Source organism: Streptomyces griseochromogenes (assembly GCF_001542625.1).
Taxonomy (GTDB): Bacteria; Actinomycetota; Actinomycetes; order Streptomycetales; family Streptomycetaceae; genus Streptomyces; species Streptomyces griseochromogenes.
In genome coordinates, this window is record NZ_CP016279.1 from 102,011 (window position 1) to 115,202 (window position 13,192).

Below are 13,192 nucleotides of genomic sequence, written 5' to 3' on the forward strand. Positions count from 1 at the left end.
CGCAAATTCGTCTTGCGGCCGCCCCCTCTCTCAGTAACGGCTGTTTCAGGACTCGTTGAGCACGTACACCGGCGCCCCGTCCTTGGCTCCGCCCCGCGAGCGGATGCAGGCGTGCTTGTGCAGTAGCCGCAGACATTCGTTGACGCGGCGCACCGAAAGACCCGTACGGGCCGCGATCGCTTCGAGCGGCTCGCGCAGCTCGCCCTCCTCGACGAGAACCGGGGCGATGACGACGGCCACTGTCCACACGTCCTCCGTCACGGACAACCGCTGCCGCCAGTCGGCCAGCACGGACTCCGTGGTGGGCAGCACCGTGAGGTGGCTGCAGGGCGTGCGACGTTCGAGGACGAGAGCGTCGAGCCGGTCCGCGATGCGTTCCATCGCCCGGACCATGGCCTGCTGCACGGCGAGTGTGGACTTCTGCGTGGCCAGCATCTCCCTTTGCAGAGTGATGGATTCGCGCTGTCCGTTCGCCAGCTCCTCGTCCAGCTGAAGGTTGTGCGCCTCAAGCCGGACGATGGCCTCGGCGACCTGTTCCGGCATGGCGTACGCGATGGGTGCGCCCGGTTCGGCCGGCTGCACCTCGGCTTCGTCGAGAGTGTAGGAACCATCCCTCTGGACTGTCTCGATGACCTCGGCGGCCCACTGTTTGAAGGGGGCGCAGGCGGGTTTTGTACAGGCTTGGACGAGGATGATCAGACCCTGGAGATCGATGAGTTGTAAGTCTCGGCGCCACTCCCTGCCTGCGGGAACGCTGAGACAGTGACTTCCAGTCACTGTCTCAAGACTCTCTCGATGGTCCTCCGGGACATGATCGGTCAGTGCCTTTCGAGTCGTGGTGTACCCGAGTTCCTTGCAGACATCCACCGCCGGAAACCAGTGGGCCCCGTCCGGCATGGTCAGTCGTCGTACCCGGGCTCCGGTCGCCGCGTACACGAAGTCGCTGATGTCGATCGCCTCGTGCCGCTCGGCAGAGTTGGATCGCCTACGGGGTTCGTTCATCTGAACCACCTCCTCCGCGGAACGTAGAGCGAAGAAAAGCGCATATGCCAACTAGCCCTGGAATATTCACTATTGCGAGGGAAGATCACTGATTCGGCTGGACTGATCTCAACTCCCGTATCTTTACGGCATGGCGACGGCCCTCACCGCATCCGCCGGCCTACTCGCCCTCACCCTGACCCTCCTCACCCTCGCCCGCCTGCTCCGCATCAGCGAACTGCGCCGACTGCCCGGCTTCCGCTGACATCACCCTCGCCTTCTGCGGACAGGTGTCGAGCGTAGGAAAAGTCCGGGGAACCTTTCGCCCCGCCCCCGACTCCTGACCCGGCGATGCGGACCCGACGGGGGACCGCGCCGGCCCGGAAGGGGTCATGCATGGCACCGCACCACACCGAACGGCCGTTGCCCGAGGACGTACACGCCGCGCACCACTGGCTGGACGTCCGGGCCACGCGCCTGCACCTCGCCGAGTACGGCACCGGCGAGCCCGTGCTGATGCTGCACGGCTTCCCGCAGCACTGGTACGCCTGGCACCGGGTCGCCGCCCTGCTCCCGCCGGAGGAGCACCGGCTGCTCTGCCCGGATCTGAGGGGCTTCGGCTGGTCCGGGGCGACCGCACGCGGGTACGACATGGACGCCCTCGCCGAGGACGCCCTCGCGCTGCTGGACGCGCTCGGGCTGGAACGGGTGGGTCTTGTCGGGCACGACTGGGGTGCCCACCTGGGGTTCCGGCTGTGCCTGCGGGCACCGGAGCGCTTCACCGGGTATCTCGCGCTCAACATGTCGCACCCCTGGCCCCGTCACCGGGCCGTGCTGCCGAACCTGTGGCGGCTGTGGTTCACCGCGTTCGTCGAATACCCGGTGCTCGGCCGGGCCGTCCTGCGGCACTGGCCCGGCTTCACCCGCTTCCTGCTGCGCCACCAGGTCGCCGACCCCGCCGTGTGGCCGGACGCCGAACTCGCCGAGTACGCGGCCGCGACCTCCGCGAGCGCGCCCGCCGCGCAGTCCCTGTTCTGGAGTTACGTCCTCCACGACATCCCCGCGCTGGTCCGCGGCACCTGGAAGCGGCACCGGCTGACCGTGCCCACACTGCTGCTCGGCGGGGAACGGGACGTCGTGGTCCGGCCGTCGCTGCTCGCCGGCGCGGAGCCGTACGCCGACGAGCTGACCGTGCGGCTGGTGCCGGGCGCAGGGCACCATCTGCCGCAGGAGCGGCCCGAGGAGGTGGCCCAGAGCCTGCGGACGTTCTTCGGCGGCAGGCGCTAGCGCAGCCGCGCCCGCTCGGTGACCCGGCCCACGAACGCCCGGCCGCGCCGGTCGCCGAGCAGGCGGCCGTAGAACCACTGGACCGGTCGCAGGGCGGTGGGCCGGGTCGCGCCGAGGACCGCGAAGCGGGTTCCGCCGTCCTCCGGCACGGCCGCCATGCCGCCCACGATCAGCCGGGACTGCATCAGGCACCAGCCGGGGGAGAGACGTACCTCGAAGTCCTCGCGCAGCCCCGAGCGGGCCATGGCCCGCGCCTGTTTCCGGTCCGCGTCGCCCGCCGGGACGTGGAACGCGTCCAGGAACGGCACCAGATGGGGCAGCTCGGCCGAGAGGTCGGCGGCGACGGCCCACACCTGCTCGTAGGGCAGGGGGATGCGCTCCTCGCGGTACATCCCGGCGTGCAGGCCGGCCGCCAGCACACGCAGACGTCGTACGGGATCGGTGCTCATCGCGACCACGCCTTACGGAAGGAGGAACGGGCCCGGTGCAGGCGGGACTTGACGGTGCCCGGGGCAACCCCGAGCAGTTCGGCCACGGCGGCCTCGTCCAGGCCCTCCAGCTCACGCAGGACCAGCACGGCGCGGTGCCGGACCGGGAGCCGGGAGAGCGCGTCCCGCACGTCGGCGGGCAGTTCCCCGTCGGCGCCGGTGCTCAGGGGGCCGAGCCGGGCCAGGTCGGCGGGGTCGGCCGGTTCCTCGACCGCGGTGCGCCGCGCGACGCGTACCGCCTCGCGGACGGTCAGGGTGCGCACCCAGCCGTAGAAGGCGAGCGGATCGCGCAGGGTGCGCAGGCCCTTGAAGACCGCCAGCAGTGAGTCCTGTACGGCGTCGGGCACGTCGTGCGGGGCGATCGGCCGGCACAGCCGGGTCACGTACGGCGTCACCAGCGTCAGCAGCTCGTCCATGGCGAGCGCGTCGCCGCTATGCGCGGCGCGGACCAGTGCGGCGGCCGCCTCCCACGGCTTGGCACTGTCCCCCTGGATGTCCATGTCGAGATCACCTTACGGCGCCTGTGACGGCGCTCGGGATCAGGCTGCGGTACCGCCGCCCGGGCGTGAGCCGAGCGGTCCACGCGTTCGACGCCGGGTGCGTGGCTCAGTCCTCGCCGACCTGGATCAGCGCGACGAAGCGGGTGCCGTCGGTGCCGGCGACGAACATGTCGAAGGTGCAGGCGGAGACGCCGCTCCAACAGCTTTCGAGTTCCGGGTCGAGATTGGACCACCACCGGGTGTCAGGCCCGAGGAGCTCCGCCACGCGACGCGCGACGGTGTCCGCTTCGGCCCGCTCCATGAAGCGGGCCCCGGGCCACACAAGGCACTCGGTGGCCAGCCGGCCCATGAGGTCCGCCGCTCTTTCCGCGGTGAAGGGCTCCAGGGCGGCCTCGACCTGCTGGGCGGAGGCTGGGCCCGCCGGGTCGGAGGCGTACTGCTGCCAGTCCTTCCAGAGCTGCCGGAGGAGGATATGCACCTCAGCCGCGACGGCGGCCCGGACCCCAGTCGCGCCACCGGTCGTCGACGGGAGCCGCCCCGAGCGGACGTACACGCGTTGCCGGTGGGCCAGCCTCTTCATCAGTGTCGACAACTCATCATGGGGGAGCGGCACTTCGTCTCCCTCAGACGGCCGGGCCGTAGTCGGCGCGCGGCGTGGCAAGCTGCTCGGCGACCCGCGCCAGCCAGCCGCTCGGCGAGTACGGCGCCGGTGCGTCGACCTCCATGCCCAGCTCGGCGACGGCGAGAGCGTAGTCGGACTCGTCCAGGTCCAGGACGAGCAGCTCATGAAGCTCTCCGACGAGACGGGCGACGAGGTGGGGGTCGGTGGAGGCCCGATAGTCATCGACGGCGGCATCAAGATCATCGAACTCGTCCGGCATGTCCTGCGAGAACCAACCGCCGAGGAACTGCCCCAACTCCGGGAAGCGGGCGTGCCATTCCCAGTGGGTGGCGGGGGTGGCCGGGGGCGGTACCTCGCCGGTCTCGAGGCTGTGTTTGATGTGGTCGGCGAGGCGGAACAGCCATTGCTGGATGTCCGTTTCGGGCAGGCCGACGTCGGGGATGGCGTAGAACTCGCCGAGGCGCAGCCGCAGGCGTCCCGGCGGGTTGTCGGCGTACTCGCGCAGTTGCCGCTCGGCGACGGCGAGGGCCCAGGGGCGGGTGTGCCAGGTGTGACGGAGGTAGGCGGTCAGGGCCTGGCTGGGCTCGTCCGGGGTGTCGTCGGCCGGCTGCCCGGTGTAGGCGCGCATGACCTGATCGAGTTCGCCGTAGCGACGGTCGTGGTCGAGGGGGCTCAGGGGCATGGTGGTCAGCCTCTACGGGTCGCTACAGGTAGATCGGGAACGTGGCGTGGACGGCGAAGCCGTGCGGGCGGGCGGCGTCACGTTTGAGGATGACCCGGCCCGCTCGTACGTCGACGGGTTCGCGTCCCGCCAGCATCATCGCCTGGATCAGCACCCGGCCGACGGGCTCTGGACGGGAGGGCCAGGATGCCTCGACGGTCAGCCGGGCACGGGTCGACTGGGCCAGCCAGCGGTGGATGACCTGCTCGTTGGCGGTGACGACCTGCTGGGTGGCCCATTGTGCAGTCTCGCGGTCGGGGTAGGTGGCGGTGCGGGTGCGCATGCTAGTCAGTCTCTCTCCTGGGCCACCGCCGCTTCGGTTCCCACAGGGGCGAGTGGGCTTCCTTCAAGTGCTCGATGCAACGCTGGGCGAGGAGGGGGAAGAAGTCGAGGAAGTCCTCGCTGCCGGAGCCTCCGCCCATCGCCTCACCGGCGAAGAACCTGTCCATCTGTTCCTCGGTGTGGAACAGGGCGAGAGCTTGGTAGCACTCGGAGACAACACTGGGCAGCTCCCAGGGGCAGCGCGGGTGCGTCTCCTCGATGTACATGCGGATGCCCTCTTCCGTGGTGGCGTCCTGCATGTCGTCGCTGATCGCCACCCCGTCCTGGCCCCAGTAGATCGGGAGGATCTGGTCGAAGCGGGGGAAGCGCAGTCGCAACTCACCTGTGCTCAGCGGGACTCCTTGCCAGGTCTGCCAGTCGACATTCCAGCTTTCCACATGCTCGGCGATTTCCCGCAGCACCTGAGGTGTGCGCTCCTCCGTTTCCGCACGCGGAATCCGATTGAGGGCTTTGTGAGTGGGACAATCCTGGAAGAGGTCCGCAGCCACTCGAAGTTCGGCCGCGATCTCCCGCAGGTTGCGGCCACCGTCGTATGCGGCATTCCGAATTCCGCGGATGAGGGGGAACAGCCGCCTTTGCCATTGGGCGGGGGCGTCAGGGATTCTCGTACTCCACCCGTCGTACGGGGCCAAGAGCACACGGGCACCCTCAAGGGCCCAGTAATCAACAGATCCCGGGTTTGTCATGCGGTCATCCTACTTCTTGCACGTCTTTGGGCATCGAGGTCATCACGGTGAAGGGGGGATCGAGATCCTCGTTGTATATGAGGCGCGTCTCGACGCCCTTCACATACCTTGCCTCCTTGGCCGGGAAAGGGTCATTTTTGAGTGCTGCCTTGTCGATACTCCGGGAAGCGGGCGTGCCATTCCCAGTGGGTGGCGGGGGTGGCCGGGGGCGGTACCTCGCCGGTCTCGAGGCTGTGTTTGATGTGGTCGGCGAGGCGGAACAGCCATTGCTGGATGTCCGTTTCGGGCAGGCCGACGTCGGGGATGGCGTAGAACTCGCCGAGGCGCAGCCGCAGGCGTCCCGGCGGGTTGTCGGCGTACTCGCGCAGTTGCCGCTCGGCGACGGCGAGGGCCCAGGGGCGGGTGTGCCAGGTGTGACGGAGGTAGGCGGTCAGGGCCTGGCTGGGCTCGTCCGGGGTGTCGTCGGCCGGCTGCCCGGTGTAGGCGCGCATGACCTGATCGAGTTCGCCGTAGCGACGGTCGTGGTCGAGGGGGCTCAGGGGCATGGTGGTCAGCCTCTACGGGTCGCTACAGGTAGATCGGGAACGTGGCGTGGACGGCGAAGCCGTGCGGGAGCGACGCGTCCCGCTTCAGGATCACCCGGGCGGCGTGCACATCGACCGGCTCCCGGCCGGCCAGCATCATCGCCTGCAACAACACCCGCCCGACGGGGTCGGACCGCGACGGCCAGGCTGACTCGATGGTCAGGCGGGGACGTGTGGACTGGGCGAGCCAGCGGTGGATGAGTTGTTCGTTCGCCGTGACGACCTGTTGGGTGGCCCATTGGGCCGTCTCACGGTCGGGGTAGGTGGCGGTGCGGGTGCGCACGGTTCTGCTCCTGACACTCAGAGCTGGGGAAGAAAGGCTCCGGGGGCTAAGCGGAGGCCCAGGTCGGTGGATGCTCTGCGCGCATGTGCGCGGTGAAGGTCTCTGCAATGAGAGGCAGCCAATCCGCCCATGTCAGAGTTCCTGACCCCAGGCCGTGTTCATCTTCGAAGAAGCGGCGCAGTGAATTCTCGTTCTGGAAGATGGCTAGAGCCTCTGAGCATTCCGCAACGACAGGTGGGAGCGTCCAGAGGCAGATGGGATGGCGGTGGCATTCCTCAATGAATAGCTGGAGCCCTTCCGCCTCGGTCATCTCATCCTCGGTGGCAATGCCGTCCTGGCCGTAGTAATTCGAGAGAAATTCCCTCAGCTGTGGAAAGCGGTGGGCGAGTTCCTGGCTCGTCGGGATTGCCTGGGACAGCTTGGTCACGAATCCCGACTTCCATGACTCGACATGGGTGGCGACGGCGTGCAGGACGGACCACGGCTCATCAGTGGGCCATCCTGCCACCATCTCTCGCACGTCGTCGGGCAGCACAGCTCCGGTGTCTCGGCCCGGCTGAAGGGTGTCGGCGATCAGCCGCACCTCGGCGGCCACCTCATAAAGCGTCCTTCCTCCGCGTTCGCCGGCGAGCCACAGGGACCGCAGTGCCGGTTCCAGCGCCAGGGTGCGCTCTTCAGGGAGGCCGGGGAGGTGGTGGCGGAACGCGGACAGCAGGAATCGTGCTCCCTCGTACCGGAAGTAGTTGATGGTCTCTTCCTCAAGCATGCCGCTCTGCCACGCTCCTAGTTCTTCGTGGGTGTAGATGTGATGATGGTGAACGGCGGACGCATTCCGGGGGCGGGCTTGACGCGGATCTGTACGCCATGTGATTCGACAACGTTCGGCGACCGGCCGGAGTTGACGGCGCTCTGGTAGTCGGATTTCGAGATGCTCCGACCTGTCACTGGGCCTTTTGGTTCATGGTAGGTGAAGGGCATGTTCGGGGGATGGTACGGCGGCCCGCTGTTCAGGTAGTCCCTGATCTCATCCTGCTTCTTGTCGATGCACAGTTGAGTGTACTTCTGGGCGTCAGCGAGATTATCGAAGGTGGACGCGGCCGGAATGTTGGTCTGATCACGCAGTCGCTGTGCGAGCTGAGCATCAGTCTTTCCCACATGTTTGTCCACGCCGTGGGAGTTTTCCATGTATTCCTGGCCGGCCAGGTCCAGTGGGTATCTGTGGTTGCCGGCCGAGTCGTTCGGCACAGTCCACTGATGTTCCTTCTTGAAATCGTTGAGTGCCCGAGCTCCGAATGCCTCGGCGCGAGCCTCTTCTGCGTTGTAGGTGGGCGCGCTGAGCTTCGCTTCATCCAGATGCGGTTTCAGTGCCTCGAACTTGGGTGTCAGGGCGTTGACCCGTGAGTTGTAGTGCTCAACCACCGCGTTCAGGGCCGCGGTGTCCAGGTTGAGGGTGATCTCCGCGCCGACTTCCGCGCCCCCCTCGAGGATGCCTCCGATGACGCGGCCGACGGTCTTGGTGACGGTCTTGGCTCCCTCTTCGACGTCTTCCAGGTCGAGGCCGTCGCTGAGGTCGATGTTGCCGACCGCCTGTTTCACCGCCTCGAAGTAGATGTCCCAGACCTTGCCGTTGAGTTCGACCGCGGCCTCCGCGAACTCACGGAGCAGGTCACTGATCTTCTTCGCGCTGTCGAAGAGGACCGACATGACCGGGTGTGTGGCGGTGGGACTGGACGCTTTGTCGTGCTTCCACTGGTACGGGGAGCTGGGGTAGTTCTTGCCCCAGGCCGTCGTGCCCCACAGCGCGCTGCAGAACTGGCGCATGGCGTCGTACCACTCGCTGTTGCTCTGCTGCGTGATGCCGCTGACGTAGCCGGTCAGCATGCTCTCCGCCGTGGAGAGCGACATGGTCATGTCCGCCCACGCCTGGGAGAGGGAATTCAGGTAGTGCTGCTGCGGGAAGGGGTAGACATCGGCCACCTTGCCCCAGCGGAAGACATCTTTGAGCAGAGGGCGGATGATGTGCCACACGACGTCGGGTATGCACTCGAGCAGCGAGCGGATGAAGTCGTCGCCGCCGTCGTCGTCACCCCATTTGAGGTCGGGCACCGATCCGTAGTCCGGCGCCTTGTGAATGACCTGGGGCGGCGCCTGTGTCTGGGCCTTCGTCTTGCCGGAAGCGTCGTTGGCCGCCTCGGCCTTCGAGTAGTTGTTGGCGGTCGTGGCGAAGCCGACGGCGGCACCGCCGATGCTCTCCACGGATTTGGCCCATACCTCCAGGAAGAGGTTGGCGACCTCGACGTACGCCTTGGCGAATTTCTCTGCGGCCGTTCCCTTGCCGCCGGCATCCGGGTACTTGTGCAGTTCGGTGAGCAGGTCCTTGGCGGCCTTGTCGAAGGGGGTCTGCTGCCCTGCGAAGCTGCCCGCGACGAAGTGCAGGTTGGACGGCTTGACGTCGATGGTGCCGTTCTGCGCCGGAGTCGGCGTGCCCATCAGGCGGCTCCCCAGCCGCGCAGTACGGCACGGTGCGCCGCCGCGTAGTTGGCGTGTCCGGTGGTGACGTACTGGTGCAGCCACTTCTGGGCTGCCTGCAGATCTTGAGCCGAGCGGTCCCACTCGTCGAGCTTTTGCACGAAGATCTCGCGGGCCTCGCCCTTCCAGGACAGCACGACCGGTTCGACGCGGTCGTGGAGGTCGTCCAGCTTGCCGTTGAGCTGTTTGAGGATGTCCTCCAGTTCGGCGGCGAGTTCGTGGAGCGTGGCGAACGAGACGGTTATGTGGTCGCCGTCGGCACCGGTCGACATGATTCCCCCTTGGTGTCGGTACCCGTGTTTGTCAGACAGACGCGTGGCGCAGCAGGCGTCAGAAGCTGTCCAGGCGGCTGTGCGGGCGAGCCGGCGCGTCGCCGGCTTCCGGAAGCGGAGTCGAGAGCTTGTCGACCTCGCTGTCGACGTCCACGTGGACTCGCCGCATCTGTTCGAGGACGTGCAGGTCATCGGCGCTGAAGCCGTCACGGCTCATCCGTACCGCCTGCTCCAGATCCTTCATCACTTCGCGGATGCGTACGGCGTCCTCGGCCGTCGCGCGGTGGAACTCCCGGTACGCCGTCGCCGCCGGGCCACGCCAGCCGGCCTCGATACGGTCGACGAGTTCATCCATGCGCCGGACCTGCTTGTCGAGGTGGTCCTGCATGTCGTCGAGGTCCGCGGCGAGCTTGGTGAGGTCCTGAGACGACACCCGGAGGTCGGCGTTGTCACCCTGCCGCGAACCTGTCCCCCGAACGCTCATGGTGCCCGTCCCCCCTGTCCGGCTTCCTGTGAGTCCTACCCGTCGGGTCAAGCCTACGGGTGGCACTGCGTCCGACGAGCGTGGACGCATGGTGGTAACACGCGTTCCGGGGCCATGCAGTTCCCTCACGCGCTGAAAGACCACATGGTTGCCCGCCCCCGTCGCGTCGCCCCCCCGTGCCACCTGTAGACGTGAGGCATGGTGGATGCCGGCGCGCAGGAACAGGGCGGTGTGGAGCAGTACTCGGCGGACACGATCGAGGCATGGGCGAAGGAAGGGGATGCGGAGCGGATCTCCGCGCTCGGTGCAGCCTTCGCCGAGCAGCTGAGCAACTGGCCATCGTTCCCGGGCTGTTGCAGACGTCTGACTACGCCCGCGCCCTCGCGATCGGTAACGGTCACTGGGAGGATCCGGACGAGATCGAACCATTCGTCGAGTCGCGGATGGTGCGGCAGGCCCGACTGGAGGGCGAGAGCCCGCTGGAGCTGTGGGCAGTTGTGCACGAGAGTGCTCTGCGCCAACTTGTCGGCGGGCGGGAAGTCATGCGGGCGCAACTCGGGCACCTACTGGACGTGGCGCGCCGACCGAACGTGAAGCTGCAGGTGCTTCCGTATCTCGCCGGTGCGTATCCGGGTATGACCAGTGCCTTCACCATCGTGTCGTTCGCCGAGCCGGGAGCCCTGGATGTGGTGCACGTGGATACCACCTCGTCGGCCGTCTGGCTGGAGAGCAATACTGATGCCGACCACCACAATGCGCTCTTCGACCGCATCACGCGGTTGAGCCTCGCGCAGCGGAACTCCGTCAGACTGATCGACGGGATCCTGAAGGAGATGTAGTCGGCGTGCCCGCATTCGAGTTCGTCAAGTCCAGCTACAGCGGCGGCAACGCGGGCCAGGAGTGCGTCGAAGTCGCCCGCAACATCCCCGGCACCGTCGCCGTCCGTGACTCCAAGGCCGGCGACGGCCCCGTACTCCGGCTCACCCCCACCGCGTGGGCGGCGTTCACCGGGGCGCTGTCAGTGCGTTGAGCAGTGCCGCGCCGCGCTCCGCGTCGTCCACGCTGACGGCGAACTCGCCCCGCCTTCCCCGGATCCGTACGACCAGGCATTCCCCGGCGCGCAGCATGACCGTGGTGCCGAGGCCGCTGAGGCGGTAGCCCCAGCCGCCGACCTGCGCGGGCGTGCGGTTCTCGGCGCGCGCGGACTCGATGTCGGCGGGTGCCCAGCGCCGTACCGGTCGGCCGAGCGGACCGAAGGACACCTCCAGGCCTCGTTCCGACACGCGCGCCTGCACCGAGGAGCAGGCGGTAAGGGCGAGGAAGACGAACGCGAACGGGCTGAACAGGGCCAGCAGCACCCCGGTGCCGGCGAGACCCGCGACGACGGCGACGAGCGTGGCCACGGCCACCAGGCCGGTCACGGCGGCCAGCAGCCGGAACCACGAGTTCGTGGTGCGGGAGAGCCACACGAGGCGCTGCCCTTCGGGTATCTCCAGCAGTGGTTCACTGCCGTCTCGCCCGGCGGTCGGGGAGTCCTTCCGCCGGCGCGCGGTCGCCAGCCATCCGCCGACGCCGGCGGCCGCGGCGGCGGCGAGCGAGGCGACGATCCAGACGGTCGGCTGCCGTGCCTGATGCCAGTCCGTGCGGTCGAGATTGGCCCGTACGATCGAGGCCTGGGCGCCCGCGATGACGATGCCGCTCGTCAGGAGTCCGGCCGCCGTCCACGGGAGCAGCCCGGTGCCGGCCGCCGCCGCGGTACGCCGCTGTATCAGGAGCAGCGCCAGCGCGAGCGCCAGCCAGATCGCGGCCGGGAAGAGGGAAGCGGCCCAGAGGGGCATCGAGCCGTCGGGCCTGTCCCCCAGCCCGTCCCAGTGGGTCGCCAGGTGGTCCGGCAGCCGGTTGCTCACGGTCCACGGCAGCGCCGCGATCACTGCCGTGGTGCCCCCTGTCCACACCGCGGCCGCCCAGCGCGCCCCGCGGCCGAGCCCCTTCCGGTCGTTCACGGCATCCCCCTGATCATTTCTATGAGATCGGTCCGGCTGTAGCCGAGGCGTGCCGCCTCGGTCACCAGCTCGCGCACGCGGATCTGCAGCCCGGAGCGTTGGTCGGCGCTCTCGGCCACGGTCACCCCACGGCCCCTGCGGAACTCCAGCAGTCCCTCGTCCCTGAGGCCGCGCAGGCCGCGCAGGACGGTGTTGACGTTGATGTCCAGCGCCTCGGAGAGGTCGCGTGCGGACGGCAGGCGGTCGCCCGGGCGGCACTCTCCCTCGGCGATGGCACGCCGGACGGCGGCGGCCACCTGTTCGTGCAGGGGCCGGGTGTCTCTGTTGTCCAAGCGCATCAACATGGTGCTAGTGAAGATAGCACCATGTCGTTCATCGGGCGGGCGTCGGGCACAGAAACGGTTGCCGGGCACAGAAAAACGGGCCCGCCGCGGATCGCGGCGGGCCCGTTCGGCCGGGTGGACGTCAGGCGAGCCTGGCGAAGCCGTAGTTGAGGAGCTTCGTGGCGTCCGTGGCGCGCTGGGCGTACGAGGAGGAGGCCAGGACCGTGCCGATGACGGTCTTGCCGCCCCGGGTCGCGGCGAAGACGAGGCAGGCGCCCGCCTCGGGGCCGGAGCCGGTCTTCACGCCGATGGCGCCGCTGTAGCTGCTGAGCAGCGTGTTGGTGTTGCTCCACGTCGGCATGGTGCGGGTGCCGCCGGTCTTGGTGATCGTCTTCGCCGTGTACGACTTCGTCTTGACGATCGTGCGGAACGTCGAGTTCTTCATCGCGCTGCTGGCGATCTTCGTCAGGTCGCGCGGCGTCGAGTAGTTGTTCCCGTTGCCGATGCCGTCGAACGAGTCGAAGTGCGTGTTGCTCAGGTGCAGGCTCTTGGCGGCGGCGTTCATCTTGCCGATGAAGGACGTCACGCGCGCGTCGCGGGTGGAGCCGGAACCGTACGTGTCGGCGAGCGCGTAGGCGGCGTCGCAGCCGGACGGCAGCATCAGGCCGTACAGCAGCTGGCGGACGGTGACCTTGTCGCCGACGATCAGGTGCGCCTGGGAGGCGTTGTTCTTGACGACGTAGTCGCTGTACGCCTTCTGGATCGTCACCTTCTTGTCGAGGTTGAGGTTCGACTGGGCGAGCACGACCTTGGCGGTCATGATCTTGGTGGTGGAGCCGGTGGACCGCTTGGTGTCCGCTGCCTTGGTGTACAGCGTCGAGCCGTTCGCGTTGTTCATCACGTAGCCGCCCTTGGCCACGATCGAGGGCGTCGTGACGGCCTGCGCGGGCGTCGCGGTGAGGGCCCCGGCGGCGACCAGCGCGCCGGAGGTGAGAGCGACGGCGCCTGCTCTACGGATGCGGCGGGTGCCCTTAATGCCGGTAATCAAGTGAAATACCCCGATTATGTTGAATGCCCCTATGGTGCG

General features: G+C 67.9%; 17 protein-coding genes and 2 pseudogenes. 3 read left to right on the forward strand and 16 right to left on the reverse strand.

Going from position 1 to position 13,192, the window contains the following annotated elements; all coding sequences use genetic code 11:
• Positions 1-45: 45 nt before the first annotated feature.
• The gene (locus AVL59_RS00470) at positions 46-1,002 is read right to left on the reverse strand and encodes a BRO-N domain-containing protein (protein ID WP_067299230.1); all 957 of its coding nucleotides are present in this window, start codon (positions 1,000-1,002) and stop codon (positions 46-48) included.
• Between the two features lie 375 nt (positions 1,003-1,377).
• On the opposite strand from AVL59_RS00470, the gene AVL59_RS00475 reads away from it, so the two are divergent.
• Positions 1,378-2,268: an alpha/beta fold hydrolase gene (locus AVL59_RS00475; RefSeq protein WP_159399838.1), complete on the forward strand. Its 891-nt coding sequence runs from the start codon at positions 1,378-1,380 to the stop codon at positions 2,266-2,268.
• Here the strand turns inward: AVL59_RS00475 and AVL59_RS00480 are convergent.
• The 12 genes and pseudogenes from AVL59_RS00480 to AVL59_RS00535 all read right to left on the reverse strand — a co-directional run bounded on the left by AVL59_RS00480 (position 2,265) and on the right by AVL59_RS00535 (position 9,779).
• The gene (locus AVL59_RS00480; protein ID WP_159399839.1) at positions 2,265-2,717 is read right to left on the reverse strand and encodes a hypothetical protein; all 453 of its coding nucleotides are present in this window, start codon (positions 2,715-2,717) and stop codon (positions 2,265-2,267) included. The two genes, AVL59_RS00475 and AVL59_RS00480, sit on opposite strands and share 4 nt — an antisense overlap.
• Positions 2,714-3,256 carry an RNA polymerase sigma factor gene (locus AVL59_RS00485; RefSeq protein ID WP_067299232.1) on the reverse strand — a complete coding sequence of 181 codons (543 nt, stop codon included), beginning with the start codon at positions 3,254-3,256 and terminating at the stop codon, positions 2,714-2,716. The genes AVL59_RS00480 and AVL59_RS00485 overlap by 4 nt, the downstream gene beginning before the upstream one ends.
• Positions 3,257-3,362: 106 nt before the next feature.
• Positions 3,363-3,836 (reverse strand): hypothetical protein, encoded by a 474-nt coding sequence (locus tag AVL59_RS00490; RefSeq protein ID WP_159399840.1) that lies wholly within the window; start codon positions 3,834-3,836, stop codon positions 3,363-3,365.
• Positions 3,837-3,879: 43 nt separating this feature from the next.
• Positions 3,880-4,560: a contact-dependent growth inhibition system immunity protein gene (locus AVL59_RS00495; RefSeq protein ID WP_067299234.1), complete on the reverse strand. Its 681-nt coding sequence runs from the start codon at positions 4,558-4,560 to the stop codon at positions 3,880-3,882.
• A 22-nt stretch (positions 4,561-4,582) separates the two neighbouring features.
• Complete coding sequence (locus AVL59_RS00500; RefSeq protein WP_067299235.1) at positions 4,583-4,882, reverse strand: RNase A-like domain-containing protein; 300 nt, start codon at positions 4,880-4,882, stop codon at positions 4,583-4,585.
• A 1-nt stretch (position 4,883) separates the two neighbouring features.
• Complete coding sequence (locus AVL59_RS00505; RefSeq protein ID WP_067299236.1) at positions 4,884-5,342, reverse strand: hypothetical protein; 459 nt, start codon at positions 5,340-5,342, stop codon at positions 4,884-4,886.
• A gap of 434 nt (positions 5,343-5,776) precedes the next feature.
• A pseudogene (locus AVL59_RS00510) lies at positions 5,777-6,172 on the reverse strand (contact-dependent growth inhibition system immunity protein); the annotation flags it as partial.
• 22 nt (positions 6,173-6,194) lie between these two features.
• Positions 6,195-6,494, reverse strand: a complete 300-nt coding sequence (locus tag AVL59_RS00515; RefSeq protein WP_067299237.1) for an RNase A-like domain-containing protein — start codon at positions 6,492-6,494, stop codon at positions 6,195-6,197.
• A 46-nt stretch (positions 6,495-6,540) separates the two neighbouring features.
• Entirely contained in the window at positions 6,541-7,260 is a 720-nt protein-coding gene (locus tag AVL59_RS00520; RefSeq protein ID WP_067299238.1) for a hypothetical protein, read from the reverse strand.
• Between the two features lie 17 nt (positions 7,261-7,277).
• Complete coding sequence (locus tag AVL59_RS00525; RefSeq protein ID WP_067299239.1) at positions 7,278-8,984, reverse strand: RNase A-like domain-containing protein; 1,707 nt, start codon at positions 8,982-8,984, stop codon at positions 7,278-7,280.
• Positions 8,984-9,295, reverse strand: coding sequence for a WXG100 family type VII secretion target (locus tag AVL59_RS00530; protein WP_067299240.1), 312 nt, complete (start codon positions 9,293-9,295; stop codon positions 8,984-8,986). Before AVL59_RS00530 ends, AVL59_RS00525 begins: the two co-directional genes overlap by 1 nt.
• A 58-nt stretch (positions 9,296-9,353) precedes the next feature.
• A complete protein-coding gene (locus AVL59_RS00535; RefSeq protein WP_067299241.1) occupies positions 9,354-9,779 on the reverse strand; it encodes a WXG100 family type VII secretion target in 426 nt (141 codons plus the stop codon).
• A gap of 329 nt (positions 9,780-10,108) precedes the next feature.
• Here AVL59_RS00535 and AVL59_RS00540 point away from each other — a divergent pair.
• Both AVL59_RS00540 and AVL59_RS00545 read left to right on the forward strand, forming a co-directional pair.
• Positions 10,109-10,618 (forward strand): annotated as a pseudogene (locus AVL59_RS00540) (DUF5753 domain-containing protein); the annotation flags it as partial.
• 5 nt (positions 10,619-10,623) lie between these two features.
• A complete protein-coding gene (locus AVL59_RS00545) occupies positions 10,624-10,809 on the forward strand; it encodes a DUF397 domain-containing protein (RefSeq protein ID WP_067299242.1) in 186 nt (61 codons plus the stop codon).
• Here the strand turns inward: AVL59_RS00545 and AVL59_RS00550 are convergent.
• From AVL59_RS00550 to AVL59_RS00560, 3 genes are all read right to left on the reverse strand, one after another.
• Positions 10,784-11,782 (reverse strand): DUF1648 domain-containing protein, encoded by a 999-nt coding sequence (locus AVL59_RS00550; RefSeq protein ID WP_067299243.1) that lies wholly within the window; start codon positions 11,780-11,782, stop codon positions 10,784-10,786. The two genes, AVL59_RS00545 and AVL59_RS00550, sit on opposite strands and share 26 nt — an antisense overlap.
• Entirely contained in the window at positions 11,779-12,126 is a 348-nt protein-coding gene (locus AVL59_RS00555) for a GntR family transcriptional regulator (protein WP_067299244.1), read from the reverse strand. The genes AVL59_RS00550 and AVL59_RS00555 overlap by 4 nt, the downstream gene beginning before the upstream one ends.
• A 121-nt stretch (positions 12,127-12,247) precedes the next feature.
• Complete coding sequence (locus AVL59_RS00560; protein WP_067299245.1) at positions 12,248-13,153, reverse strand: D-alanyl-D-alanine carboxypeptidase family protein; 906 nt, start codon at positions 13,151-13,153, stop codon at positions 12,248-12,250.
• Between the last annotated feature and the right edge of the window lie 39 nt (positions 13,154-13,192).

What these genes read in the sequence shown, in the direction of transcription:
- AVL59_RS00495 (WP_067299234.1), bottom strand. Translation starts at nt 4,560, where the DNA reads ATGCCCCTGAGCCCCCTCGACCACGACCGTCGCTACGGCGAACTCGAT.
- AVL59_RS00535 (WP_067299241.1), bottom strand. Translation starts at nt 9,779, where the DNA reads ATGAGCGTTCGGGGGACAGGTTCGCGGCAGGGTGACAACGCCGACCTC.
- AVL59_RS00520 (WP_067299238.1), bottom strand. Translation starts at nt 7,260, where the DNA reads ATGCTTGAGGAAGAGACCATCAACTACTTCCGGTACGAGGGAGCACGA.
- AVL59_RS00475 (WP_159399838.1), top strand. Translation starts at nt 1,378, where the DNA reads ATGGCACCGCACCACACCGAACGGCCGTTGCCCGAGGACGTACACGCC.
- AVL59_RS00525 (WP_067299239.1), bottom strand. Translation starts at nt 8,984, where the DNA reads ATGGGCACGCCGACTCCGGCGCAGAACGGCACCATCGACGTCAAGCCG.
- AVL59_RS00470 (WP_067299230.1), bottom strand. Translation starts at nt 1,002, where the DNA reads ATGAACGAACCCCGTAGGCGATCCAACTCTGCCGAGCGGCACGAGGCG.
- AVL59_RS00530 (WP_067299240.1), bottom strand. Translation starts at nt 9,295, where the DNA reads ATGTCGACCGGTGCCGACGGCGACCACATAACCGTCTCGTTCGCCACG.
- AVL59_RS00490 (WP_159399840.1), bottom strand. Translation starts at nt 3,836, where the DNA reads ATGAAGAGGCTGGCCCACCGGCAACGCGTGTACGTCCGCTCGGGGCGG.
- AVL59_RS00500 (WP_067299235.1), bottom strand. Translation starts at nt 4,882, where the DNA reads ATGCGCACCCGCACCGCCACCTACCCCGACCGCGAGACTGCACAATGG.
- AVL59_RS00485 (WP_067299232.1), bottom strand. Translation starts at nt 3,256, where the DNA reads ATGGACATCCAGGGGGACAGTGCCAAGCCGTGGGAGGCGGCCGCCGCA.
- AVL59_RS00480 (WP_159399839.1), bottom strand. Translation starts at nt 2,717, where the DNA reads ATGAGCACCGATCCCGTACGACGTCTGCGTGTGCTGGCGGCCGGCCTG.
- AVL59_RS00555 (WP_067299244.1), bottom strand. Translation starts at nt 12,126, where the DNA reads ATGTTGATGCGCTTGGACAACAGAGACACCCGGCCCCTGCACGAACAG.